At 45.0% G+C, this 26,940-nt stretch carries 25 protein-coding genes; 20 read left to right on the plus strand and 5 right to left on the minus strand.

The genetic code is table 11. The features are described 5' to 3' along the window. Positions 1–58 precede the first annotated feature (58 nt). From AC1XUF_RS18080 to AC1XUF_RS18125, 10 genes are all read left to right on the plus strand, one after another. Positions 59–457, plus strand: a complete 399-nt coding sequence (locus AC1XUF_RS18080) for a hypothetical protein (protein WP_483343230.1) — start codon at positions 59–61, stop codon at positions 455–457. Between the two features lie 83 nt (positions 458–540). Beyond that, a complete protein-coding gene (locus AC1XUF_RS18085; RefSeq protein WP_483343231.1) occupies positions 541–1,359 on the plus strand; it encodes an MbnP family protein in 819 nt (272 codons plus the stop codon). A 15-nt stretch (positions 1,360–1,374) separates the two neighbouring features. Continuing rightward, on the plus strand, positions 1,375–2,505 hold the full coding sequence (locus tag AC1XUF_RS18090; RefSeq protein ID WP_483343232.1) for a cytochrome-c peroxidase: 1,131 nt from the start codon (positions 1,375–1,377) through the stop codon (positions 2,503–2,505). A 2-nt stretch (positions 2,506–2,507) separates the two neighbouring features. Next, positions 2,508–2,894, plus strand: coding sequence for a hypothetical protein (locus tag AC1XUF_RS18095; RefSeq protein ID WP_483343233.1), 387 nt, complete (start codon positions 2,508–2,510; stop codon positions 2,892–2,894). A 45-nt stretch (positions 2,895–2,939) separates the two neighbouring features. Next, complete coding sequence (locus AC1XUF_RS18100; protein ID WP_483343234.1) at positions 2,940–5,285, plus strand: TonB-dependent receptor; 2,346 nt, start codon at positions 2,940–2,942, stop codon at positions 5,283–5,285. Between the two features lie 4 nt (positions 5,286–5,289). Then, entirely contained in the window at positions 5,290–6,825 is a 1,536-nt protein-coding gene (locus AC1XUF_RS18105; protein ID WP_483343235.1) for a PepSY-associated TM helix domain-containing protein, read from the plus strand. A 152-nt stretch (positions 6,826–6,977) separates the two neighbouring features. After that, the gene (locus tag AC1XUF_RS18110) at positions 6,978–7,313 is read left to right on the plus strand and encodes a DUF6787 family protein (RefSeq protein WP_483343236.1); all 336 of its coding nucleotides are present in this window, start codon (positions 6,978–6,980) and stop codon (positions 7,311–7,313) included. Positions 7,314–7,437: 124 nt separating this feature from the next. Then, positions 7,438–8,760: a signal recognition particle protein gene (ffh, locus tag AC1XUF_RS18115; RefSeq protein WP_483343237.1), complete on the plus strand. Its 1,323-nt coding sequence runs from the start codon at positions 7,438–7,440 to the stop codon at positions 8,758–8,760. Position 8,761: 1 nt separating this feature from the next. Beyond that, positions 8,762–9,262 (plus strand): hypothetical protein, encoded by a 501-nt coding sequence (locus AC1XUF_RS18120; protein WP_483343238.1) that lies wholly within the window; start codon positions 8,762–8,764, stop codon positions 9,260–9,262. Positions 9,263–9,360: 98 nt separating this feature from the next. Continuing rightward, positions 9,361–10,602: an alkaline phosphatase family protein gene (locus tag AC1XUF_RS18125; protein WP_483343239.1), complete on the plus strand. Its 1,242-nt coding sequence runs from the start codon at positions 9,361–9,363 to the stop codon at positions 10,600–10,602. On the opposite strand, the gene AC1XUF_RS18130 is transcribed toward AC1XUF_RS18125, so the two are convergent. Further along, on the minus strand, positions 10,603–11,265 hold the full coding sequence (locus tag AC1XUF_RS18130; protein ID WP_483343240.1) for a hypothetical protein: 663 nt from the start codon (positions 11,263–11,265) through the stop codon (positions 10,603–10,605). Between the two features lie 103 nt (positions 11,266–11,368). On the opposite strand from AC1XUF_RS18130, the gene AC1XUF_RS18135 reads away from it, so the two are divergent. Further along, positions 11,369–12,826 (plus strand): NADH-quinone oxidoreductase subunit N, encoded by a 1,458-nt coding sequence (locus AC1XUF_RS18135; protein WP_483343241.1) that lies wholly within the window; start codon positions 11,369–11,371, stop codon positions 12,824–12,826. A gap of 158 nt (positions 12,827–12,984) precedes the next feature. After that, positions 12,985–13,278: a hypothetical protein gene (locus AC1XUF_RS18140; RefSeq protein ID WP_483343242.1), complete on the plus strand. Its 294-nt coding sequence runs from the start codon at positions 12,985–12,987 to the stop codon at positions 13,276–13,278. A gap of 21 nt (positions 13,279–13,299) precedes the next feature. Here AC1XUF_RS18140 and AC1XUF_RS18145 read toward each other — a convergent pair whose 3' ends face one another. Beyond that, positions 13,300–14,160 carry a TraB/GumN family protein gene (locus tag AC1XUF_RS18145; protein WP_483343243.1) on the minus strand — a complete coding sequence of 287 codons (861 nt, stop codon included), beginning with the start codon at positions 14,158–14,160 and terminating at the stop codon, positions 13,300–13,302. Between the two features lie 9 nt (positions 14,161–14,169). Continuing rightward, positions 14,170–15,762 (minus strand): M28 family peptidase, encoded by a 1,593-nt coding sequence (locus AC1XUF_RS18150; protein WP_483343244.1) that lies wholly within the window; start codon positions 15,760–15,762, stop codon positions 14,170–14,172. Positions 15,763–15,909: 147 nt separating this feature from the next. Here AC1XUF_RS18150 and AC1XUF_RS18155 point away from each other — a divergent pair, with 147 nt between their 5' ends. The 3 genes from AC1XUF_RS18155 (at position 15,910) to typA (ending at position 18,467) form a co-directional block, all read left to right on the plus strand. After that, complete coding sequence (locus tag AC1XUF_RS18155) at positions 15,910–16,173, plus strand: DUF4160 domain-containing protein (protein ID WP_483343245.1); 264 nt, start codon at positions 15,910–15,912, stop codon at positions 16,171–16,173. A gap of 1 nt (position 16,174) precedes the next feature. Next, positions 16,175–16,375: a hypothetical protein gene (locus AC1XUF_RS18160; protein WP_483343246.1), complete on the plus strand. Its 201-nt coding sequence runs from the start codon at positions 16,175–16,177 to the stop codon at positions 16,373–16,375. Between the two features lie 277 nt (positions 16,376–16,652). Continuing rightward, on the plus strand, positions 16,653–18,467 hold the full coding sequence (gene typA / locus AC1XUF_RS18165; RefSeq protein ID WP_483343601.1) for a translational GTPase TypA: 1,815 nt from the start codon (positions 16,653–16,655) through the stop codon (positions 18,465–18,467). 69 nt (positions 18,468–18,536) lie between these two features. On the opposite strand, the gene AC1XUF_RS18170 is transcribed toward typA, so the two are convergent. Then, the gene (locus AC1XUF_RS18170) at positions 18,537–19,196 is read right to left on the minus strand and encodes a hypothetical protein (RefSeq protein WP_483343247.1); all 660 of its coding nucleotides are present in this window, start codon (positions 19,194–19,196) and stop codon (positions 18,537–18,539) included. 138 nt (positions 19,197–19,334) lie between these two features. Beyond that, positions 19,335–21,776 (minus strand): outer membrane beta-barrel protein, encoded by a 2,442-nt coding sequence (locus AC1XUF_RS18175; RefSeq protein ID WP_483343248.1) that lies wholly within the window; start codon positions 21,774–21,776, stop codon positions 19,335–19,337. 242 nt (positions 21,777–22,018) lie between these two features. Here AC1XUF_RS18175 and AC1XUF_RS18180 point away from each other — a divergent pair, with 242 nt between their 5' ends. The 5 genes from AC1XUF_RS18180 to AC1XUF_RS18200 all read left to right on the plus strand — a co-directional run bounded on the left by AC1XUF_RS18180 (position 22,019) and on the right by AC1XUF_RS18200 (position 26,916). Beyond that, positions 22,019–23,050 carry a sensor histidine kinase gene (locus AC1XUF_RS18180; protein ID WP_483343249.1) on the plus strand — a complete coding sequence of 344 codons (1,032 nt, stop codon included), beginning with the start codon at positions 22,019–22,021 and terminating at the stop codon, positions 23,048–23,050. Between the two features lies 1 nt (position 23,051). After that, positions 23,052–23,768, plus strand: a complete 717-nt coding sequence (locus AC1XUF_RS18185) for a LytR/AlgR family response regulator transcription factor (protein WP_483343250.1) — start codon at positions 23,052–23,054, stop codon at positions 23,766–23,768. A gap of 287 nt (positions 23,769–24,055) precedes the next feature. Continuing rightward, a complete protein-coding gene (locus AC1XUF_RS18190) occupies positions 24,056–25,330 on the plus strand; it encodes a Glu/Leu/Phe/Val family dehydrogenase (protein WP_483343251.1) in 1,275 nt (424 codons plus the stop codon). A gap of 166 nt (positions 25,331–25,496) precedes the next feature. Continuing rightward, entirely contained in the window at positions 25,497–26,588 is a 1,092-nt protein-coding gene (locus AC1XUF_RS18195; RefSeq protein WP_483343252.1) for a sensor histidine kinase, read from the plus strand. 28 nt (positions 26,589–26,616) lie between these two features. After that, entirely contained in the window at positions 26,617–26,916 is a 300-nt protein-coding gene (locus AC1XUF_RS18200; RefSeq protein WP_483343253.1) for a Dabb family protein, read from the plus strand. Positions 26,917–26,940: the final 24 nt, after the last annotated feature.

Here is a 26,940-nt window from a genome sequence, read left to right on the forward strand (position 1 = left end):
TAAAAACGAACATTTTTGATCATCGGTTAATACCTTTGTAGCAAAGGAATTCTAAAACTTGGGAAATAAAGTCAAACAATGGATCTCCCTCAGCTTGCTGAGCCTTATGCTGATCAAAGTATGGGTGATTCCTTTGTTATATCTCGACTTTGAAATCCGGCGGGAGTATATTGTAGCCAACCTTTGTGAGAACCGTACCCGTCCACAAATGAATTGCAATGGCCAATGCTATCTTGCCAAACGAATGGCAGCATTGGAAGAACAGGAAAAACGGCAGGCTGAAAAGAACTACATGGCGCGATTGCTGGACTATGTGATGGACAGCCGCACGAATTTCAGCTTTTTACCTCAGGCTGCTGCTGCTTTTGAAATACTTCGGGAACTGAATTTCCCCTATGCCAATCCGTTTGCCGCCTATCTTTCTCCCGATGATATTTTTCATCCTCCTCTAAGCTGATTTTCGCATAATTCCTGCGCTTTTTCTGTTTTATCTCTTAGGTAAAACACCATTCTTTTTTCAATATCCTTAACTATAGAATTATGAAAAGAGCATTTTCATTTCTATTCTCCACGGCATTGGCTATGTCGCTGGGCTTTTCAACTATTTCCTGCTCTGACGATGACAATCCAGACACTTCCGAAACAGGGGCATTGAGCATTCAATTTGACAATGTGGCTGGCAGCAAAGATTTGAAGCTCAATACCGAAACTTACCAGAACTCCGTCGGCGAAACTTTTACAGTAAGTACGCTCAATTATTTCATCTCGAACATCAAGTTGCTCAAAACCGACGGCACCAGCTACACGGTACCGCAGGACTCCAGCTATTTTCTGATCCGGGAAAACAATGCGGCTTCACAACAGGCTGTGATCAACAATGTGCCAGTCGGAGAATATTCCGCGGTCGAATTTTTGATTGGTGTCGATAGTCTCAGAAGTGTCTCGGATGTTTCAAAACGCAAAGGAGTTTTAGACAAAGATACCGGCCCTGTGAATGAGGAAGGTATGTATTGGGATTGGAACCCTGGTTATATTTTCCTAAAAATCGAAGGTACCTCTGACTTTGCGACCTCTCCAAACGGTAAGTTTTACTACCATATCGGTGGATTTGGAGGACGTACTGAAAAAACACTGAACAATATCCGTAAAACCAAAATCGATTTCGGGGCCCAAAAAGCAACTGTTTCCAAGCTATTACATCCGCAGGTTTCCTTAGTAGCCGATGTGCTTAAAATTTTCGACGGACCAACGCAATTGAGCATTAAGACAAGTAGTGCCATCATGTACAGCGACTCTTCTAAAAACGTTGCCGATAACTACGTCAGCATGTTCAGGCTAAGCAAAATACAGCCCAATTAACTGGAATTGAATTCAATGAAAAGGATTTTACTTTTTTGCGGTTTGCTTTTTTGCCTGTTTCAGGTAACAGCTTCCTGCCATAAAGATCCAGAAAATCCCGAGCCTGATCCAGACACCGACAAGCCTACCCCATTGCAATGGACCAAGCCATCCTACTTTCCCGATCCGGTTTATGATATCTCCAAGAATCCTCTCACAGTGGAAGGAGTGGAATTGGGCAGGTTCTTATTTTATGACGGTATCCTATCCCGGACTGATAAAATCGGATGCGGTACCTGCCATCAGCAAGCTTCGGCTTTCACGCACCATGGCCACGACCTGAGTCACGGCGTGGACGATTTGCTGGGAAACAGAAATGCACCACCAGTTCAGAACCTGGCCTGGAATACTTCCTTTTTCTGGGACGGCGGCGTGCACGATCTGGATATGGTGCCACCTGTTCCCATTCAAAATCCGGTAGAAATGGGGGAACGCGTTGGTAATGTAATTGAGAAATTAAAGAAAACGCCGGTTGCGGGTGCCGCCAAGCAGGTTGATTACCCCAAAATGTTTAAAGCGGCATTTGGTACCGATGAAATTACATCGGATAAAATGATGCAGGCACTTTCACAATTCATGATGACGATGGTCTCCGCCTCTTCCCGCTATGATTACTATTTAAAAGGCGACGCATCGGCACTAACTGCACTGGAAAAGCAAGGCTTAACGCTTTTCCAGCAGAAATGCAGCACATGTCACAGCTCGGAACTTTTCACAGATCAAAGTTTCCGAAATAATGGTTTGATACCCAATAAAATCAATGATCAGGGAAGATATGCGATTACCCTGAACGAGGCAGACAGACTGAAATTCAAAGTGCCGAGTTTGAGAAACATTGGATTAACTGCCCCTTATATGCACGATGGCCGTTTTACCACATTGGAGGAAGTATTGAGCCACTATGCCAATGACCAAAGCACCAGCAAAGACAGCATTTTTGTATCGCCTTCTTTGGATCCGTTGCTACAGGTAGCTGGTCAAAAACGTGGAATAGCAATTACAGCAACAGAAAAGCAGGCGATCATTGCATTTCTGAAAACATTAAATGACGATCAATTTATCACAGACAAACGTTTTTCAGATCCAGGAATAGGAACATCCTTTTAAGCGTGAGAATATTTGTATCCTATATATTGCTTTTCTCAATACTGCTGCCCACGCTCACGCCGTGGGGAACGATCGCCTATTTTAAACTGAACCGGGAATACATTGCCAAAGTCCTTTGCGAAAACCGGGATAAGCCCCAGCTGCATTGCAATGGTAAATGCTATCTCGCGAAAAAACTGAAACAACAACAGGAGAAACAGGACAAGGAAACATCGGAAAAAGTACAGAACACGCCGGTTATCCAGCTTTTTGTACCCTCTGTTTTTGCTTATACTTTTGACTCCCCGGCTTTCACTCTTTCCGAAAAAAAGGCATTCTTTCACCAGCTGAGCCTTTATTCTGCACCAGTTACTTCCCTTTTGCGCCCGCCCAAAAAGATGAATTCATAAGTCAGCATCGACCAGAATGAATTTTTATCTTTTATCTAAATCATAATGAACCTGAAAATATTTTTACAGGCACTCGTCCTGTGTGGTTTCGCTGTAACATCATTTGCGCAAACCATCCACGGCAAAGTGTTCGATACCCAAACCAAAGAGCCTGTTATTGGCGCAACCGTACAACTTGTTTCCTCAAACATTGGGACAACAACCGATTACAACGGATTTTTCGAGTTACCCGGAAATCCTGAAAATGCGAAGATTAAAATTTCCAGCATTGGTTTTTCAGCCAAGGAAATAACCGTCAGCCATGAAAAAGCCGTGGCTATCGGGCTTGAATCGGCCACTGAGAATTTACAATCCGTAGTCGTTACCGGCAATCGTGAGGCTTCGCTCCGCACTGAAAGTCCGATCGCCATCTCCAAGTTAACTCCCAGGATGATCGACGAGGCCAAGCCAACAGCGATGTATGAAATTGTGAACAAAGTGCCCGGTGTCATGATGGTTAACCTGGGCAATGAACAGCATTCGATGGCGATCCGGCAGCCTTTTACGACTAATTCGTACTTTCTGTACATGGAGGACGGCGTCCCGATTCGTCCCATGGGTATTTTTAACCATAATTCGATTCTTGAATTTAACCAGTTTGCGATCAGTTCGGTGGAAGTTGTAAAAGGTCCGGTTTCTTCTATTTATGGCCCGGAAGCTGTGGGTGGCGCAGTTAATTTCATTACCCAGCGACCTACCATTTTACCTACTGCCAAGATCGGTATCCAGGCCGATCAATGGGGTTATAAGCGGCTGCAATATGGGGCTGGGGGAATGACGGGCAAATTCGGTATCTACGTAGGCGGCTTTGTAGCACGCCAACGGGACAGCTGGATGAAAAGCTCCGATTACGACAAAAACTCGCTCAATGTCAGGCTGGAATATCATTTCAATCCATCGGCGAGGCTGATCTACACTTTTTCTTACAATAAATACGACTCGCAGACGAGCGGAAGTGTGGATAGCGTAGCGTTTTACTCGCGTAAGTATGTGAGCACAACCGATTTCACATACCGCAAATCCAACTCCCTGAGAAGCAGACTTACGTTTGAAAAAGATTGGAAAAACGGTTCCCAAAGTTTTATTACCGCCTTTGCCCGCAAAAATGAGCACGGACAAAATCCCAATTATGGGATCAGATGGGTGTCCGGCCAGTCGACCGCAATCGGAGAGGTAAATTCGAGTGATTTCAAAAGTATTGGCGTGATTGCACAGCATAGCCATCGATTTAGCTTTCTGAATTCCAGATTGATCGCGGGAACGGTTCTGGATTTTTCCCCGTCGAGCTATTGGTCCTACCAGATTGATTTGGCGGCCCAGCTCAGGGCGGATAAAAAGTCTGTTGAAAAATATACGATCGTCAAAGAACGTCCCAATGATAAGAATGCCGATTACGATGCAGATATCAAAAATGCGGCAGCTTATCTCCAATACGATTTCGAGATTTTGCCAAAACTTCGTATTTCTGCCGGTTTGCGTTACGACAGGATGTCCTTTAACTACACCAATTTTCTGGACAAAACTTCCGGCAGCAAATCTTACAGCAAAGTCACTCCGAAAGTTGGCGCTACCTATGATCTGGGCAAAGGAAAGGGGATTTATGCCAATTATTCAACCGGCTTTTCGCCTCCCGGGCTTACCTCCATTTTCAGAAAAAGAACCACCCCGCTGCCCAACGGAGATATGTTCTACTACAATTTGCAACCCGCGCAATTCAATAATGCTGAAATTGGCGGCTGGGCTGCGCTGCTGAACAATAAGGTATATGTTGACCTGGCATTTTACCAAATGAACGGCCGCAATGAGCTGCTGAATATCAGGCTGCCTGACAATTCCTACGATTACCTTTCTGCGGGAAAAACCTTGCACCGCGGCGTGGAATTTGGGATTACCTACAAGCCTACCAAGGAATTTTTCTTACGTTTCGGCGGTACCAGCGCCATACATCGTTACGACGAGTTCACTCTGAGCAACAGGGAATCCGATGCAATCAAGAATGTAAATGGTAAGGATATGCCCTCCGCACCGCGCTGGCTTTGGAATTCCGAATTAAGTTACTACCCCAAATGGTTCAGGAATTTCCGCTCGTCAGTGGAGTGGCAGCATGTGGCGAGTTACTATCAAAATCAGGTCAATACCGTCAAATACGAAGGTTATGATGTCCTGAATGCCCGGCTTGGCTACCATTGGAAAGGCATTGAGCTGTTTACCAACATTTTGAATCTCACCGACGTGCTTTACGCAACCAATGCAACCCGCGGCAACAATGCTACCGACCGCACCACCTACAATGCAGCGGCCCCGCGGACATTCGTTTTTGGCGTCCAATACACTTTCACCGGAAAAAAATAATACCATGATCGGAGAAATAGAAATCAAACCAAAAGATTCCCTGAAAAGCAGGATGGGGAAAGTGGTCCGCAGGAATATTTACCGCTGGCACCGGATACTGGGCCTCCTCGCAATCGTTCCGACGATTTTCTGGACGGCTTCCGGGGTGATGCACCCATTTATGTCTCATTGGTTCAAAACCAGCATCGCAAAGGAATTTTACCAACCCGAAAAACTGACTCCCGCAGATGTGAAACTGCAATTGGGAGAAGTTTTGATTCAGAACAAAATATCCGAGTTCAAGAATTTTCGCTTGGTCAAATTTGACGGAAACAGTTATTTCCAGGTCAAAGACATCACAGACAACCTTCGGTATTTCAATGCAATAACCGGCAAAGAGCTATTGGAAGGCGATCGAAAATATGCGGAGCACATGGCGCGGTTTATGCTGGGAGATCAGAAATCTCCGATCGCGTCCAGTACCCGGCTGACCTCATTCACAGACCAGTACAAATACGTCAACCGCTACCTGCCTGTCTGGAAAATCAGTTTCGACGACTCCCGTAAAATGGATATCTATGTCGAAACTGCCCAAAGCCGGTTTGCAACATTTAATGATGGTGGCAGGAGGGCGTTTATCTGGATTTTCGGAACCTTCCATAATTGGGGTTTTATGGATTTGATCGTCAATAACACCCTCCGGATTACTTTGATGGTCACTTTTCTGAGCCTCATCATTTTCTCTGCAGTCGCCGGCATCGTGATTTACGGTTTGATGTGGAAAAAATTCAAACCCGCAAAATCCGGAAACAGTCGCAGTACTTTGAGAAAATACCATCGGTCTATTGGCATCTGGTCGAGCATAGTAACTTTCACATTCGCCTTTTCCGGCGCCTATCATGCTTTACAAAAGCTGGATCCGGATGAACGTTTAAAATATGTATACGATCCGGTCATCAAAACCGAGGACGTAGCCCAGGCGTCGATTATTGATTTGAAAGGCGTTTCCAATATTGCGATTGTCAAATGGGGCGAGAATATCTTCTGGCAAACCGTTCGGAAAGATTGGGAAACGGACAAGACGGTCATTGATTATACCAATATCAAAGATGGAAAAATCCTGGCCGACGGGAATATCAAGTTCGCCAAATACCTTTCCCGCAAATTTGCCGCCCAGGAGGAGCGCAATGCAGCAAGCTGCTGCGACTTGATGGAAGCCCAGATTTCCTCTCCTATCTCGGATGCGGAGGTGGAGAAAGCATCGTTGGTTACGAGTTTTGCAGGCGAATATGGGTTCGTTAACAAACGATTGCCAGTCGTAAAGCTGGCTTATGATACCCCTGAGCATACTACTTACTATATTGAGACGACTACGGCAAGGCTCTCTACCAAAGTGGAAGACGGCAACCGGCGCGAAGGTTTCAGCTTTGCATTTTTACACAAATACAGCTACCTCGATTTTCTGGGCAAAAACCTGCGCGACGGAATTATGACTTTCGCCGCCGCCAGCGTGCTCGTGGTCGGTATCCTTGGTTTTCTGGTATTTTTGAAAATCAAATGAGGCAATGCAAGTAGAAAAGGCCGTTTTGGTACTCGTTAAATGGCGCATTTCCGATGACTAAAATCAGGATTAAACATTCATTAAAGTCAAGGATAAATGCGCATCGCGTTGTTTCTTTGTGAAAATTTTAAGACGTTCAATTAACAATATATATGCAAGGGGAAGAAAAAAGTGCGCAGCCCTGGTTGGGTAAAATGCAGGAAAGATGGGGATTGGAAACAACCAGGCAGGTTTTACTGGTATTGGCGGTGTTCAGCTTGTCAGGCTCGTCCGTAGTTTGGTTACGCAAAGGGCTTTTTCATTTGCTGGGTTACGACAACGCCACTCCGATGTGGTTGAAAACCGTCACTTACATCCTCTTCATTTTCCCGACTTACCAAAGCCTCTTGCTTTTATATGGCTTCTTATTGGGCCAATTCTCATTTTTCTGGGAAAAAGAAAAGAAAATGTTCCGCTGGATTGCCGCGAAGTTTAAGTCGAAAAACTAGTTTTCAGGAAATAAATAAGCTTATTGAATTGATAGGAGTGCAGGATTCCCTTTCCTGTACTCCTTATTTTATTTATACCTTTGTGAATTATTTGAATTAGGATCAGAATCATACAGCATATTCCATGTTTGAAAACTTACAGGACAAACTTAACAACGCCTTCCGCACACTAAAAGGAAAGGACAGGATCTCCGATATAAATGTTGCCGCCACTACCAAAGAGGTGCGCAAAGCATTGGTCGACGCCGATGTTAACTTCAAGGTTGCCAAAGAAATAACCGACCGTATCCGCGAAAAAGCGCTCGATAGGAAGATATTGATCTCCGTGGAGCCCGGACAAATGTTCGTCAAGATCGTTCAGGAAGAGCTGACCGAACTGATGGGCGGCCAGGCCGAAGGAATCAACATCAAAGGCGATCCGGCAGTGATTTTGATCGCTGGGTTGCAAGGTTCCGGTAAAACCACTTTCTCCGGGAAACTCGCTACGCTTCTAAAAAAACAAGGCCGCCAGGTACTGCTTGTTGCCTGCGACGTGTACCGCCCGGCGGCGATCGACCAGCTGAAAGTATTAGGAGAGCAGGTGGGCGTAGAAGTTTTTTCAGAAATAGAAAATACAAATCCTGTCAGCATTGCCCAAAATGCGGTGGCCCACGCCAGAAAAACAGGCAAAAAGATTGTGATCGTCGATACGGCGGGGCGTTTGGCGGTTGATGAGGTAATGATGCAGGAGGTCCAGGACATCAAATCCGCAGTAAAGCCGTCCGAGATCCTTTTCGTGGTCGATTCGATGACCGGCCAGGATGCGGTAAATACTGCCAAAACATTTAATGAAAGACTTGATTTTGACGGTGTTGTATTAACCAAATTAGACGGCGACGCGAGAGGTGGAGCGGCATTATCGATCCGCCAGATTGTAGATAAGCCGATCAAATACATCAGTACCGGCGAAAAAATGGAGGCCCTGGATTCCTTCTATCCCGATCGTATGGCGAGCAGGATCCTGGGGATGGGTGATGTGATTTCGCTGGTTGAAAGGGCGCAACAGGCTTTTGACGAAGACGAAGCGAAACGCATCAACGCCAAAATGCGTCAGAATAAATTCGATTTTGACGACTTCCTCGGCCAATTGCAGCAAATCAAGAAAATGGGTAATGTGAAAGATCTGATCGGCATGATCCCCGGGATGGGAAGTGCGATGAAAGATTTGGATATCAGCAATGAATCCTTCAAACCCATTGAGGCCATTATCCAATCGATGACCAAAAAAGAGCGCGAAAATCCGGATATTATCGACGGAAGCCGCAAAAAGAGGATCGCGACTGGTAGCGGAACTTCGATTTTGCAGGTGAACAACCTGATCAAGCAATTTGACGAAATGCGCCGGATGATGAAGAAGATGAATACCATGCAGGCTGCGGGCAAACTAGGGAAGGCAGTACGTCGATAAAATGAAGAAACTCCTGCTAGTCGTCACTCTTTTATTCCTTTGCAGTTTTGAAACATTGAAAGCGCAGGCTTCCGTGGGCTATTATCCGTGGAGCAGCCTGCTTTCCATCAGTACCAACTCCCGGAAAGCAGTTTGGCTGGATGCCCGTTTTCAGACCAATTCCTTATTCAGCAGCCTCAGTGTAGACATTTTGCCAATCATCAACCTCAAAAGAGGCGAGGTGGTGCAATGGTACCTGGGTGGCGGCGTGCGATTGAATCCGCTTTACCGCATTGCGGACGCTAATGCAGATCTGATCACAATAGACGGATACTCGCTGAATTTTGGTGCGAGAATATCTCCTTTACCTAAAAACCGCAACATCCAGGTCGCATTGGAATTGAATCCCTATGTGAAGGACAAATTTGACAGCGGGGTTTTGAAAAGCCATTTCGGGCTGGTTTATGTTTTTGGAAAAAAGAAAAAAGAGGAAGTGATTCCAGCACAGCCTGCCAATCCTTGATATTGTTAATAATTTCTTAGTCTCTCAATGCCTTCAAATCCGGTAATTTTACCTTTATTTTGAGGGCATCTTTTGTTCCAGAACCACTGCATCCCTTTATGAAAAGATATCTCCCTACCCTGCTTTCCCTCGCAATTATAGCAACTTCCAGCAATAGCGTTTTTGCCCAATCAAAAATTAAAAAAACGCTTTTTGTCATCGTTGACGGTATCTCAAGCGATAGCAAGGAAAAAGTCGCGACGCCCAACCTGGACGCGATCACCAAAGTGGGCGGCTACACGCGTGCTTATGTAGGCGGTGGAAAAGATACCTATTCGCAAACACCGACGATTTCAGCAGTAGGATACAATAGTTTGCTCACCGGTACCTGGGTCAACAAACACAATGTTTGGGATAACGATATCAAGGACCCGAATTACAATTACTGGACGTTATTCCGCTTTTTTGAAAGCCAGTATCCGCATAAGAAGACTGCCGTCTTTTCTACCTGGCTGGATAACCGTACAAAACTCGTAGGAGAAGGACTTCCGCAAACCGAAAAACTGCGCCTGGACTATTCTTTCGACGGTTTTGAACTGGATACTGTACATTTCCCACACGACAAAACTGCCCAGTACATTCACAACATTGATGAAAAAGTAGTGAATGAGGCCGCCGCCTACATTCAGGAACAAGGACCGGATATGTCGTGGGTATACCTCGAATTTACCGACGACATGGGTCACCGCTACGGCGACAGCGAGCAATTCCACAAGGCCATCGGAATGATGGATGATCAGATGGGCCGAATCTGGAAAGCGATTTCGTATCGCGAGAAAACATTCAACGAAGATTGGCTGATGGTAGTCACAACTGATCACGGCCGCAGTCCAAAAGACGGCAAAGGTCACGGCGGGCAGTCGGACAGAGAACGTGGCACCTGGATCGTCACCAATGCAAAGGATTTGAATGCATCCTTCAAAAACACGCCTGGCATCGTAGATATCATGCCGACAGTCGCCAAACATATGGAAATCAATATCCCAAAAGAGCAATCATTTGAGATCGACGGAATCCCTTTTGCCGGCAAAATATCTGCTACCAGTTTGAAAACTGCAAAAGAAGGAAGCAAGATTACGCTCTCCTGGAAAGCTATTGAGAAGCAAGGAAAAGCGAAAATCTGGCTGAGCACTAAAAATAATTTCAAGACTGGCGGTCGCGATCTTTATTATCTCATGGATGAGGTCGAGGTGGCCAATGAAAAAGCCGAAATAGATATCAGTAAATATCCTTCCGGCTTTTATAAGATCGTTTTGGAGGCGAAATACAACAATGCCAATAGCTGGGTGGTTGAGAAATAGCTAGTTACCTCCTCTTCCCGCCTTGTAAGAATCGTATTCTTCCAGCAGCTTGATCAGGTCATCGTCCCCGGCGAAATCAAGCTGTTCTTCGCGGATCACATACTGCATCTTGTTTTTTTCATCCGAAAGCAGTTTGAGAAAACTATTCCTGTCGCTCAGGTTTACAGGATTCATCTTGTTGTCTTTTAAAATGTAAAGCTTGGCGGAAGGATCGATATTGGTTGTAGCAGACGCCTTTTCCAATTGGATTGGCTTCGCGTATTTCTTCAAAAGCTTCGTATTTCCATCATAAAGCAACCGATAAAAACTCTTACCAGTATAATCGGCAACCGCCGGATAGCCGTTTTTGAAGATATACAAATCAGTGCCCGATGGGAGGTTGAATTCCGTAATCCCCGTCGAAACTCTGTACATACTGGAATCTATCATGTATTCCAGCTCGTCCTTCGCCAGGTCATACCGCAGCTTCACGCCGTCATGCACTTTATCGTCATTAGTCCTTACACTTCCCGTGTACCATTCTTTGAACAGATAAGTCGAATTCGCACCGCCTGCTTGTGTTTCCTTATATGGTGTACCTGAAAGTCCCGTAGAATCCTGCGCAACAACCGCGAATGCAATCAGCATGGGCGATAGCAAAAAAAATCTTCGTAAATATTTCATGTTTTAAGTTGGTTAATTTGATAAGTTCGAAGTCTGGAAACCGGAGAGTTTAGATTCCCTGTCATCTTTCAGTACTTTTGCCAAAAAAATTGTACCCGTTCCATTGGATATCAGCGAACAGCTCATAGATATACGCCAAAGTCTGGCCGGAATCATTCCGGAAATCTTTCTGGCCCTTCTTTTTTGCCTTTTTCTTCTCTCTGAATTGCTTTTCCTGAAACGGTTTAAAGAGCCTAAAACGTCCATATACCTTCAAAACATTGCGCTGGCAGGAGGTATTGTCACATTGGCAATACTTTTAGGCCAATGGAATGACGAACCCTCATTCCGCTTCCACCCCTTATTATTTCTTGACAAACAGGCCGTTTATTTTAAAATCCTCATTACATTTTCCTGGATTTTCACACTGATCCACGTCCGTATCCTCAAATATGATTTTCCTCCCGAATATCACGCACTACTGATTGCCGCCGTGCTGGGCATGAACCTGCTGAGTATGTCCACACATTTTCTGTCGATATACCTTTCATTAGAGTTGGTTTCTATCAGCTCTTACTTACTGGTTGCCTTGTCCCCGTATAGAAAAGCTGCGGAGGGCGGAATCAAATACCTCCTTTTTGGCGCGGCCAGCTCAGCCATGATGTTATACGGGATTTCATTTGTTTACGGTCTGACGGGCACGCTCGACATTACCAATGTAATGATGACAGACGGCTTATCCAATAATCCCAATTTCGTAGTAACGGTCACCATTGTACTTACGCTTGCCGGATTACTTTTTAAGCTATCGCTGGTCCCTTTTCACGTCTGGACGCCGGATGTATACGAAGCCGCGCCGACACCCCTGGTTTCTTTTCTATCAGTTGCTCCGAAGGCCGCAGTGATATTAGTCTTGATGCGGCTGGCAGGTATTTTACCTGCCCAATACTTCCCGGTTCTGGGAGGAATTGCGTTGATCAGTATGACTGTTGGAAATGTAGCTGCTTTGTGGCAGACCAATGCAAGACGATTGCTGGCTTACTCCTCCATTGCTCAGGCTGGTTATTTGCTGGTCGGGGTAGCCGCCTATAACCGTTTCGGATTTGAATCCGCGGTTTTCTACGCGTCGGTCTACGTAATCGTCAACCTCGGCGCTTTTTTCCTGATTGATCTACTGCAGCCTCGTGCTGAAACACAGCTTGCTGATTATGAAGGACTAGGTAGGCACGCCGTGTGGGTATCGGGTATCCTGACGGTGGTAATGGTTGCGCTGGCAGGCCTTCCACCCACTGCCGGATTCACGTCTAAACTGCTGATATTTTCGGCCCTCTGGGAAAGTTATCGCCAACAGGAATTTCCCTGGATGTTGTGGTTGCTGATCGGAGGGATACTGAATGCTGCGATCTCCCTGGCTTACTATCTGAAGTTTCCCTACCTGTTATTCTTCAAAAATTCAAAGCACTCCGAGCTTCTGATGAACAGAAGCTTAACTGGTAAATTGGTAGCGGGAATTCTCGGCCTGGCTATACTGATCCTGTTTTTCAGGCCGGATTGGCTGACGAAATGGATTTCGGCCTTTTGATCACCTGTAATTATTTTGAATTACCCTAGTCTCGAAACATGTCAAAAATTGAGGTGTTCTGATCAAATTAATTTTCAAAATCTCTCCATATATTTGTTTCTACAACTGCTCAGCGTGTAAAAAGGAATCCCTTTTAATCATTCATTCACACGCTAAAAATGACACTCCCTACCCTACCGGCAATTGGCCGAACTGAGTTCACCGAAGACTGTTTTTCGCTGTTAAAACTTACAGAATGGAAAATACTTGTCTTACTGGCAGATGAATTTCGCAATCAGGACATTATGATCGCATTGAACCTGAAAAAGCGTACTTTCAAAAATATGCGATATGTGATCGGCGAGAAATTAGATTTGAAAGGCAAAAATACGCTGCAAAAATTTTCACGTAGTAACAGAGATTTCATTCTGAGCAGGTATAATTTGTATCGGTCGCAGTATAACGGTTATTAGCATCTGCCTGGTTGCCTTAAACTAACGCACAGCCCTAACCTGATACCCCTCTTTCCGCAATAATGCGATAACCCCTCTTTCTCCACCCAAATGCGCGGCGCCTACGGCAAAAAAAGTCGGTTTTTCGTAGATTATCTTTTTCATTCTGGGAATCCATTTTTGATTTCTTGCAAATAACATTATTTCCTCATTCCCTTCCATTCCGAATTCGCTTTTCATCGTCATCTCATATAACTCGTTCACTTTTTGAAATTTATACAAATAGATCAATTTGGCAAATTCCCTTTTAGCAGAGGGTAAGCTGTCAATCAGAGTCAGGATCATTTTTGCCTGATCCTTGTAGGGGACTGAATCGAAAATGGCCATTTGTTCTTCGAGCGTTTCAATTCCAATCACTTCCGATTTTTGCTTTGCAGCCAGTTCAACCAGAGCCATTTCATAGGATTGCGGCTGGCACGACAGTACCGCACTAAAAACCGGCCCCATCAGCATAAAAGGTTTGGCCTTCTCCAACATCTGAATCCCCATCCCGACGGAATCTTTGTAAAACTGACTTAGGCGCGCATATTCCTGTTCAGAAATCAGCTTTTTCAACTCATTTCCTTCCTTCATATTCATGCTTTTCATCATGGTCGTCAACATGGCCGGATCGTCCATGTCGATTTCCAAAGCTACCTGCTGGGTGCGCGCCAAAGAGGCTTTCAGGGAATCACTTAATGAAAAATCCTTGGGACAAATCAGGTGTATAGTCCCGAAAAGGTAAGAGGGCTTCTCTGCCCCTGGCGCTTTGATTTCCCAGAGCAGCGAATTTTCAGTCGGCTTTTGCGCCTGGCCGTAACTGGAAAAAAGACAAAAAAGTAAACCCCACCAAATCCTTCGCATATCAGTCAATTATTGCTTGTGGCTATCTACTACAATCCGTTCATCTCTGTTAACAAGCTCCCAGGCCGTGTAGAAAACCAGTTTTACAATCGAAGACTGCTTGTCGAACATGATCTTTTCCACATCGTCACCTGGCTTGTGATAGTCTTCGTGGACGCCGGTGAAATAGAAAATAACCGGAATACCTAGCTTGGCGAAATTATAATGATCCGAACGGTAATAGAAGCGGTTTGGGTCTTTGGGATCATTAAAGGTATAATCCAGCTTGTAGTTCACATACTTCCTATTGGCTTCTTCACTGATCTCATGGAGCTTGGAGGAAAGCTTGTCCGAACCAATCAGGTACACGTATTTCGGATCACTTTTATGCGCCTCATCAACCCGCCCAATCATATCAATGTTTAAGTCAGCGATCGTTTTTTCGACAGGGAACAAGGGATTCTCAGAATAATATTCCGAGCCAAACAACCCTTTTTCTTCACCGGTCACATTCAGGAAAAGAATGCTTCGGCGGGGGCCTTTGCCATCTGCCTTGGCCTTGCTGAATGCCTGTGCAATTTCGAGCAGCGAAACGGTCCCCGATCCGTCGTCGTCGGCACCGTTATTGATTTCACCATTGGGAGAGATTCCAATATGGTCCAGATGCGCGCTGATGACCAGAACCTCATCTTTTTTGTCCGTGCCCTCCATAAAAGCAGCCACATTTTCAGTGTCTATCGTATCGCTGACCCTCGCCGCAAGTAAACTTACTTTACCTGTTATTTTCTTTGAGGACGATTTGCCCGATTTATCAATCTGCAATTTGTTTTCATCCAGCTTTTGAACGGAATTGCCGAGGATCTGCGCAGCTATTTCAGGAGATATAACAAATGCAGCCAGATTTTCCGGGTTTTCCTGAACGGGCTTCAAAGTAGGGGCGCTGAATCTCCTGGTCATCACCGCATGTTGTCTGACTTCTTTGCTCCAATCCTCACCGGTTTTATCCGTGACAATGAAAACATATAGGGCTCCCTTTTCCTTTGCCACTTTCACTTTTTCCTTCCAGCTAACCGGGCCACTCCATTTGGTTCTTTCACTGTTACCGCTCAACCAATATTTCTCTCCTCCATTTTTTGGTTCGCCTTCGTAAATGACAACCGACTTGTTTTTCACGTCCAGATCGGCATAGTCACTATAACCCTTATCCTCAATACCGTAGCCCGCCATTACGACCGCGGAGCCCGCCTCCTGAGGTACGTCGATAAGTCCATTGAGAAAAAAATCCTTGTTGAATTCATACTTCGTACCACCTGCCTTGACATAAACTTCACCCCAGCTGCGCTTGTACAGATTATATTTTTGCAAATAGCTTTTCGAACCATCTGCGGCCGTGGCAGCAGGCAGATAACCATAGTCCTTATAGTATTTGGAAACATATTCAGCGGCCTTCTTCTGCCCGGGAGATCCGGTATCCCGTCCTTCGAGACTGTCTGAGGCAATGATCGTTAAGTGTTTCTTCAAATCTTCCGGCGTAATGCTTCCGGCGTATTTGGTCGCGTCGTCCTGAGCAAACGCGTGGATTGTTCCAAGCAGCAACAACCCGGCTATTCGATTTTTCTTCATTTTGAAATTTAGTGGTATGTCAGTTCTCACAAAGAACGTAAAAGGAGAAGGCGATTGCAAAATTCTGATATCTAATCGTTAATAAGACAATTATTTAATCGGAATGCCTTGTAGCTCTGTCTATCGACCTCATTACACACACTCATTATGCCAGAAATAAGCCGCTTTTACGAAATCATTATCAGAATGTTTTTTGATGACCATCATCCTCCTCATTTTCACGCCGAGTTCCAAGACTACAAAGCGGTCATCGGGATTCAAACTGCCGAGCTTATTGAAGGCTACCTTCCGGTCAAACAGTTGAAACTGGTTCAGGCACGGGCAATTTTACATGAGGAGCAATTGCTGGAAAACTTTGAAAACTTAGGCAAGGAGATTAAGTCGTGGGATAAAATAATCCTGCTCAGCTGACATGCTAGACTACATTAAAAAGATAGTATCGATTCAGGATTACACGATTGCCTGTTTATTTAGTACAGGCGAGGTACGAAGCGTTAACCTGGAAAATATGATTAAAGAATATAAAGAGATAAATGGCGGCCTGGTTAGCCGTCTTTCTGATCCAGATTATTCCAAATCTGTGCAGCTGGACTCCTATGGCACACTAACCTGAGATAACCGCGTCGATTTTGACCCCGATAACCTGTACAATATGTCAGAGTCCAAAATTGAAACATTCTGATATTTTTCTTCACTTTTTGCACTTCTCCTAGCCTAATGCCTCTTTTTCAGCTATTAACAATAAATTAATTGTAAAATACTGTTATTCAGGGAAAAAGTCGTACATTTGCACCTTATTTGACGAAACTTCAGTCAAACAAACACAGCGGTTCTTGTTAACCAATCTGTTACAGGTTAAATGGATCGTAAACAATTCATCTAAAAGAAAAATGCAAGCCATTCGTAACATCGCAATCATTGCGCACGTTGACCACGGTAAAACCACTTTGGTTGACAAAATCATCCATGCTTCTAAGCTCTTTCGGGACAATCAGGAATTTGACGACCTGATCCTTGATAACAACGACCTGGAACGCGAACGTGGGATTACAATTGTTTCTAAGAACGTATCGGTGCGTTACAAAGATGTCAAAATCAATGTAATTGATACACCAGGTCACGCAGACTTTGGTGGTGAGGTGGAACGCGTACTTAAAATGGCGGATGGCGTATTGTTGCTGGTCGATGCATTTGAAGGTCCAATGCCCCAAACACGTTTTGTATTGGGAAAAGCCATCGATTTAGGTTTGAAACCAATCGTGGTCGTAAACAAAGTAGATAAAGAAAACTGCCGTCCTGAGGAAGTTCAGGAAAACGTCTTTGATTTGATGTTCAACCTGGGCGCTACCGAAGATCAACTCGACTTCGTGACCGTTTATGGCTCTTCAAAACAAGGCTGGATGGGCCCGGATTGGCAGCACCCCACTGATAACATTACATTTTTGCTGGACACCATCATCGAATCCATCCCGGCACCGGTGATTGACGAAGGTACCCTGCAAATGCAGATCACTTCTCTGGATTACAATGCGTTCGTTGGCCGTATCGCGATCGGTCGCGTGAAACGCGGAACCATCAAGGAAGGACAAACATTGTCGCTTTGCAAGGCTGACGGTGTGATCAAAAAAGTGAAGGTAAAAGAACTTCAGACTTTTGAAGGTCTTGGACGCGTGAAAGTATCGGAAGTGACAGCCGGAGATATCTGCGCGGTAACTGGTATTGAAGATTTCGAAATCGGTGACACGATCGCTGATCTTGAAAACCCCGAGCCGATCGCCCGTATTGCGGTGGATGAACCAACGATGAATATGTTGTTCACCATCAATAACTCCCCATTCTTTGGCAAAGAAGGAAAGTTTGTGACATCTCGCCACTTGCGTGACCGTTTGATGAAGGAAACCGAGAAAAACCTTGCACTGCGTGTTGAGCCAACGGATACCGAAGACAAATTCCTTGTTTTCGGACGTGGTATCCTTCACCTGTCGGTTTTGATTGAAACCATGCGTCGCGAAGGTTACGAATTGCAACTGGGCCAGCCTCAGGTGCTTTTCAAAGAAGATGAAAACGGTGAGCGTCTGGAACCAATCGAAACATTGGTAGTGGATGTTCCTGAATCGACTGCTGGTAAAGTAATTGAATTAGCTACTCAGCGTAAAGGCGAGTTGCTGATCATGGAGCCAAAAGGCGATTTGCAGCACCTTGAATTCCTGATCCCTTCAAGGGGTTTGATCGGTCTGCGTTCCAACGTATTGACTTCGACACAAGGTGAAGCCGTGATGACGCACCGTTTCAAGGAATTCGGTACTTATCGTGGCCCAATTCCAGGACGTATCAGCGGTTCTATCATTTCTAAAAATACAGGACCTGCTACGGGTTACACCATCGATAAATTACAGGACCGCGGCCGTTTCTTCGTGGAGCCGGGCGATGAAATTTACGGTGGCCAGGTAATCGGCGAGCACAACCGCCCGAACGATATCGTGGTAAACCTTCAGGAAGCGAAAAAACTGACCAACATGCGTGCTTCGGGTACGGATGACGGATTAAGGATCGCTCCGAAAATCAATTTCTCTCTAGAAGAATCGATGGAATACATTCAAAAAGATGAGTATCTGGAAGTGACGCCTCAAAGCATGCGTATGCGGAAGATCTATCTGGAAGAGAATGACCGGAAGAGATTTGGGGCGAAGATGGAAATGGCTTAATAGGTTATTTAATAAAACAGAAAACGGCCGCTATTTTGAGAATAGCGGCCGTTTTCTGTTTTCATCCTGCTACTGTACCTCTTGAATTGCATTTGATCCTACATGCAGATTCGTGTAAAAGTAAGTTCCGTCACTAGACAGACTATGTATTAACAAACGATCTGAATCTTTTTTTGCAGTAAAAATGAACTCCTGTTTTCCCCAATTTCCATTCAGCGAAGCGTATTCTACATACTTGTAAGACTCATAATAGTCGTTGAAAACCCTTATATCTGCGCCGCCACCATAATTAGTGTTCTCCCCTTTCACCTTAGAAGTGGCAATATCGAAGGTTAACTTATACTTTTTACCCGGAGTCAACCCTTCGATTTTAGCGATAGCAGTGCCGCCGGAACTGTACATGGTAAATACTGAGCTTGAACCAGGCAAAAAGGCAGGTAATTGTTTTTCCCACTCCGTCGCAGGATTGCCATATAAATACTTGTAACTTGATATTCCATGGGTGTAACTATCTGCAGTCCATCCGTACGGTCCACATTTAATACAGGGGGCTCCGATGGTAGGAGGAAAGTACAGGCCAATCCCTCGCATTTCCTCCCCAGTTTTAACTTTCCCTACTTCCGGCTGCGGCGCTTGCGCCTCCTCTTTCGAGCAACCGGTCATGAACAGCATTCCAGCTAAGCAGGAAATGCCAATGGATAAGCGTACTCCCTTACTAAACTTGATCATTTCAATAAAAATTAAGTGTGAAAAATTTGTTGTCTGAATTTCTCACAAATCAAGCGGGAGCATTTGGGTGGGTGGCAAATTCTTTATCCTGCGGATCCTTCCATTTATCTAACGAAAATAGCTTTGTAATAACTTCGGTTAAATCCGCTCCTTCTCCTCATCCGAGGCGTTGTTGTTATGTCTCCGCTTTCTCGTAAATGTATCTTTTCCAAAGCGATAGGTCAATGCAAGTCCAATTCGCTGTGTGTCCGTTCTGTTGGTTTGAAAATACTCCGATTGTATCAACCCAATAGAGCGGTTGTGGTAAACCCAGGAGTGGAAGATATCGTCAAAGGATAACCGGATACTTCCTTTCCCATCCCATATCTTTTTCTGGATCGATGCATTCAGGCGGTACATGCCGCTGGTGACTGTCTGGCCGGTAAAGTCGCGGCTTGCGTAGTAGCCGCTTAGTTCAGCTGATACTGTTTTTCCTAATGTGAAATAGTTATTCAATTCCAGCCGGGCAATGTTGCTTTTGAAATCAAGATCGGCATTCAGCACTTTCCCTTTGAGCCCAACCCTGGAAAGCCGCAGGGTGGTGTTGGTATACCACCATTTGGCAAGCGATGCGGATATGCTGGTGTTGAGCAGTACCATAAATCCCCCCGCAATGTTATCCGGCTTATTTAAGAAAATCGTATCCAGCGTCTGCGTGGTTGGAAATATGGAATTTTTAAATCGATTGTAACTCAATCCCATATTCAGCCATTGCTTTCTCTGGTATTTTAATTCCAGGCGGCTTTGGTATTGCGGGTTCAGGTCAGGATTACCTGAGCTGTAAGTATATTGGTCGCGCAGAAAAAGGAATGGGTTAAGCAACTGATAATTAGGTCGGCTGATTCTCCTCACAGCCATCAAACCCAGCGTATTATACTTTTTTTTATCTGGTTTAAAGCTCAGGTAAGCGCTCGGGAACAGGCCTGTATAATGTTTGGTAAATGCGGACCCTGCCACTTCTTCATTACCCAATTGATTACCTTCAATATTGGTATTTTCTACCCTCAGGCCAAGCTGCAAACCCAATCGTTTCCACGATTTCTGTCCATTCAGATAAGCCGCATTGATATTTTCACTGTATTTAAAATGATTGGATTGGGTGTTGTTCAGCGTCTCACTGCCCTCTTTCAAATTATAGTAGTTGAACACATTATCTGTTTTGATCAGACTCGATTTAAAACCGGCTTCCACTTTGGCTTTGTTTGGAAGCGGGTGCGCATAGTCGGCCTTGGCGGTGTAAATGTGAATGTCTGAGGGGACGCGGTATCTGAAATCCTCCTGTTCCAAAAGTGCTCCGTCCGGCTCAAATGCACGGTTTTGCAAAAGCTGATTTCCATTGTTAAGGTAATGCAGATAGTTGACATCCACAGAAAGGTCTCTTCCGCCCGTATTGAATTTGTGCAGCATATTGAAGTTGACGCCGGTATTATCCCGCTTATCCCCGCCCCTCGTACTCCCCGAACCCGTCACTGCCAGCTGATGTGCGGCATCATAATTCTTACTATCGTATGCAAACACCCCATTCCTTTTCCCATTATTGAAATTGAAGATCAACCCATAAGTCGTTTTCGGCGTCGCGGCAAAGTCCAGCCCAAAGTTGGCGTTGATACTTTTGTTTTTGTAAACCTGGTTATTGGTCAGATCCACAGAAGAAATCAGGTCGGATGATGCATTGTAAAATCGCCTGTCAAATACGTCTTCGCCATAATTCTTTTCATAGCCGTAACCTAGGTTTGCAAACAGATTTACTTTTTTGCGGCTGTAATTCAGGTTGAGCGCATCATTGCTTCTGGCGTATCTGCCCAGGCTCATCCCGGCAGACATGCTCCCGGTCAGCCCGCCGATCCGGTTCTTTTTCAGGCGGATATCAATTACTGCATTACCGGCCGCGTCGTATTTGGCCGATGGGTTATCAATCAGTTCAATTTTATCCAGAAGTCCACCAGGTAACGATTTAAGATAGGCCGCCAGGTCCGCGCCTGACATATAAGTGCTCCGGCCGTCAATCAAAACCAACACGCCGCTTCTTCCATTCAGGCTGATCTCGCCGTTGCTGCTCACCGATACGCCAGGTGTTTTTTCCAAAACCTCCATCGTATTGCTTGTCGCGCTGCTGATCATCGATTCTACATTTACAATGGTCCGGTCAATTTGCTGCTCGATCAAAGGCTTTTTAGCCTTCACGGTCACCTCTTTCAATTCCACACTTTTAGCGGGAAGCAGGATGATGACCGGCAAAACAATGGTCTGATGCGCGCTGTCCAGCGTCAACGGCAGACTGACAAACCGCTTTTGACCCAATGCAGTTATGTCCAGCAGGTAAGTTCCGTTTTCAAATCCCGTTACCCGAAATTTTCCGGATACGTCGGTGATTTCGCCCTTGACAAATGTAGAATCCTGCGCTCTAATCAGGCGGACCGTGGTGCCGGGCAAAACCTCATTGCCGGTATCCTTCACCGTGCCCGAAATGGTGTTCACCGTTTGCCCCCGCAGGGCAATGGAATAAAAAAGAATCATCAGAAATGTGCTTAACGTTTTCATGGCTTCATCAATAAATGGTTGTTCCGTTTTTATGAAGCAAATATTGGCCGCACAGGTGGCGGGGGAAAATAATAGTGTCGTAACTTCCCAGATCGCTGACGGAACGTTGTTTTGGAATGTCAAAACATTTTGAAATGATAATTGAGGTTTCCGTCAAGCATTCAGGCTTGTTCGGCAGGATCATTAAAATCAGGAGATCCGGACGCAGACATTTGTGATCATTACAGATCAATCAAAATGAGATGAGCACTTTATCAGATCAAATACAGAAGAATTCAGGCGTAGTATACTTCCTCCTGGCAGCATTAACCGCCGCCCCGGTTTGGATTGCCATGGATTTTCTGATGAATACCATGCATGTCAATGGCGATGAAGCCGTTGCTACTGCCATTACCGTCTTCTTTTTGGCCGCGATTTTTATCGGCAGGTACTTTGCAGAACTCCTGATCATCAGGATAAAGGATCTCAAAAGCGTGGTATTGTCATTGGTGGCCGTGCTGGTCGTCAGCAGCATTGCACTTTTCGCTCAGCTTGCATTTCCATTTGAGGGAGCCCCGGCCCTGCATATTTTGCTCTATTGGCTGCCATTTCTGATCAGCAGTGTCACATTGGGCATGCTGATCAAGGTGGTCAGGACCATTGGAAAAAAAGAATTACAGGAAGCGCGAAGCGCGGCTGCGCACAGTCAGAGTGAATTACATCTGCTGCAATCCCAATTAAGTCCCCATTTTTTGTTCAATACGCTCAATAACCTTTATGGGCTTTCCATCACACAGCATGAGAAGATCCCACCTTTACTTTTAAAACTGGCCGATTTGCTAAGATATTCCGTCTATGATTCCAGCGAAACCTTTGTGCCGCTCAAAGATGAGCTGGCCTATATTGATAATTACATCGAATTTGAAAAAATAAGGATTGGAGAGAGACTGGTTTTAAAAACCGACATCGAAAAACTGACCGATACAAGCATTAGAATTGCCCCGATGCTACTGATAGTCTTTATAGAAAATGCCTTCAAACATTCCAAAAACACAGCCGACGATCTCATTTACATGGAGATATCCCTGAAAACCTGGAACAACCTGATCCTGTTTTCCATAAAAAATTCATGCAATAAAACCGGCGCGAAAAATCAGATGCTGAACAAAAGCAGCGGTTTTGGGCTCCCTAATGTAAAAAAGCGACTGGAATTATTATATCCCGGCGATCACGAACTGACCATCGACGAGCGTGAAACTGCTTACAATGTGATTCTGAGAATAAAAGCAAAATGATATGAATAAAATCAACTGCCTGATCGTCGACGACGAGCCTATTGCGCGTGAAATCATCAAAAGCTATTGCGCGCAGATTCCCTATCTGCAGGTGTTGGCTTCCATCGGAAACGCAATGGAGGCCAAAGCTATTTTACATCAGCAAAAGGCAGATATTTTATTTCTGGATATCAACATGCCGGTATTGGATGGCGTCTCTCTTCTAAAAACGTTGAGAAATCCGCCTCAGGTCATTTTCACGACTGCTTACAAGGAATATGCCCTGGATGCTTTCGAACTGTCGGCATGTGATTATTTGCTGAAACCCTTTTCCCTGGAACGCTTCATTATTGCGGTGGACAAAGCAGTGGACCGCCTGCAGATCCTCTCCTATCCCGCCCTCGAAAATCCGGATCAAAAAGCAGAAAATTATATCTTCATCAAAACCGACGGAAAGATTTTCAAGATCCTTTTTCATGATTTGCTATACGCGGAAGCCAGCGGCAATTACACCAAAATCGTGACTTCGCAGAATACCCTTCTTCCATCCATGACCTTTTCAGGGTTTGAGGATTTACTTCCCAAATCGATGTTTGTCCGTGTTCACCGGTCTTTTATTATCAATAAATCAAAGATTGACCATATAGAAGGTAACCGGCTTTTTATAGGTAAAACCGAAATCCCAGTCGGAAGCAATTACCGGGAAGGCTTCCTGAAAGAACTGGGATTGAGCTCCTGAGGATGTGGTTCATCCAATTTTACTGAAAAAATATTCACCAAATTTCCTATTTTCTACATTCTACGAATTTGGCGAAACCTTCTATCATATTTGGGTTTCTTCCACACCACTGCCCGTTCGTTCCAGCCTTTTGGAATGACATAGAACAATCTACTTTTTTACATTTATTATACTATTTCAAGAAATTTTAGTTTTTTGTTTTTATAGAAACAAATACAGTAAGTTTGTGTTATTGAAGATAGAACATTCATTAACATACTTATTATCAATACTTTAATTAATCAGCAATGTCGTATATAGAACCGGCTCCGATCAAGGATAAAGAAAATCCATTGGAGTCAATGATGCAGCGATTTGACAAGGCCGTTGAACTTCTGGGAATTTCAGAAGAAATGTATCATATATTAAAAGTACCGCGCAAGCAAGTCATTGTCGGTCTGCCAGTTACAATGGACTCTGGCGAGATCCGAACATTTGAAGGTTACCGGGTAATCCACTCCACCATTCTGGGCCCAAGCAAAGGAGGCATCCGTTTTGATCCCGATGTAAACCTGGATGAAGTACGCGCACTTGCAGCCTGGATGACATGGAAATGCGCGGTCGTGGACATCCCTTACGGTGGCGCAAAAGGTGGGGTAGCTTGTAATCCCAGAGAAATGTCTGCCGGGGAAATCGAGCGTTTGATGCGGGCCTATACGACTGCCTTATTGGACGTTTTTGGCCCCGACCAGGATATTCCTGCTCCTGATATGGGCACCGGCCCAAGAGAAATGGCCTGGTTAATGGATGAATATTCCAAATCAAAGGGCATGACTGTGCCGGCAGTGGTAACCGGCAAGCCACTGGTACTGGGCGGTTCACTGGGCAGGACAGAAGCAACCGGCCGGGGTGTGATGGTATCTGCTTTATCGGGCATGGAAAAACTTAGGATTAACCCTTATCGTGCTACGGCGGCGGTTCAGGGATTTGGCAACGTGGGCTCCCACGCAGCTTTGCTTCTGCGCGAACGCGGGGTTGCTATCCATGCATTGAGTGATATTTCAGGTGCCTATTACAATAGCAAAGGCATTGATGTAGCGGCCGCGGTAGCGTACCGCGATCGCAATAACGGTTCGCTCGAAGGATTTACCGGTGCCGAACAAATTCCAGGCGAAGAACTGCTCATGCTGCCGGTGGATGTATTGGTCCCTGCCGCAAAAGAAGACGTGATCACCCGCAAAAATGTTTCGGGAATCCAGGCAAAGATGATCGTGGAAGGTGCCAATGGCCCCACTTCTTCCAAAGCCGACGATATTATCAATGAAAAAGGCATTATGGTTGTGCCGGATATCCTCGCCAACGCAGGTGGCGTAACCGTTTCCTACTTCGAATGGGTCCAGAACCGCATCGGCTACAAGTGGACGCTTGAACGCATCAACCGACGCACCGACCGTATCATGAAGGATTCATTCGACAAGGTTTACGAAGTCTCATTGAAATATAAAATCTCCCTTCGCATTGCGGCATATATCGTCGCCATTGATAAGGTTTCAAGTACATACAAATTCCGTGGAGGGTTTTAGGACATCTTAAATTCCACCCCGGTCGAATGAAGGTCAGGTGCTGTCGAAATGACTATATCTGACCTTCACTTCAATATTACCAAACCATTAAGAAACCCTGCCCAATAAAAAATCCGGGCTTTGTTCGGGGCAGAAATGTTAACTTTATAGCAATAATGTTGATATTATGTCGCTGAGTCCCCGATTTATTGCCTTTATCCTGGCATTCCTCATATCCCTGATTACCACGACTTTCCTGGCTTTTGTGGAAGGTGTTTCGAAAGGGATGTTGTTCGTATCTGCCATTTCTTCCTTCATTTCTTCTTTTTTCCTGGTTCTTTATACAATAGACATTTTGGTTTTCCGGGAAGTCAATAAAATGTACAGGACCATTCATAAGCTCAAAATGCGGGATTTCAATATGACTCCCCGCAAAAAACTCATCCAGGAATCCAACCCGATGAAGACCATCAACGACGAGATTTTTGTGTATGTGACCAAAAAACAAAAAGAAATTGACGAGCTAAAAAAGCTGGAATTGTTCCGACGCGAATTTCTGGCCGACGTTTCCCATGAATTTAAGACACCCATTTTTGCTGCCCAGGGCTTTATCCACACCTTGCTGGACGGTGCCATGGAAGACGAAAATGTACGTGAACGCTTTCTGAAAAAAGCCGCCAAGAACCTGGATAGCCTGGATGTTCTGGTAAAAGACCTGCTGGTTTTATCTCAAATGGAAACAGGTGACATAAAAATGAACCTGACGCCCATGGATATGCGGCTGATGACAACGAATATATTCAGCCGACTGGAAAACATCGCCCAGGACAGAGGTGTTGCACTGAAGGTGAAGCCCGACGATATGCCGGAAGTTTGGGTTAAGGCCGACGCCGACCGAATGGAACAGGTGATGCTGAACCTGATTGAAAATGCAATTAAATATGGAAATGAAGGCGGGAAAGTGATTGTTCATTTCAATGAGGGCAAAAAATATGTGGAAGTCGCTGTGAGGGATAATGGGCCTGGTATCCCACATGAGCATTTGAACCGTATATTTGAAAGGTTTTACCGAGTGGATAAAAGCCGGAGCAAGGAAATTGGAGGCACAGGGCTTGGACTGGCGATCGTAAAACACATTTTAAACGCACATAACACCAAAATTGCTGTAATGTCCAAACCAGACAAAGGGACTACATTCTCATTTAAGCTTGAAAAAGCCTATCTGAACGCAATGACCAACCCTATCGAAGAAGAACCAGTGCCACAACTGAATCCTTAACAATTAATAACTCCATAAACCAACACCAATGTTTGTACATAACGTATTTTTTTGGCTGAAAGAAAAAGACAACGATGAGGCGAAAAGTGCTTTGCTTGCCGGAATTAAATCTTTGGAAGCAATAGAATCCATCGAAACTGCCTACATCGGTACCCCGGCCTCTACCCGCAGGCCGGTTATCGACGCAACTTACGATTTCGCAGAGATCCTGATCTTTGCAGACGAAGCTGCCCATGATGTTTATCAGGTTCATCCGCTCCACAAAAAATTTGTTGAAGACTGCGCCCATCTCTGGGAAAAGGTGCTTATCTACGATGTGGAAGCTTAATAACAAGTGGTAATATTTGTTAAC

This window comes from Dyadobacter sp. HNCC25DJ185, assembly GCF_056895195.1.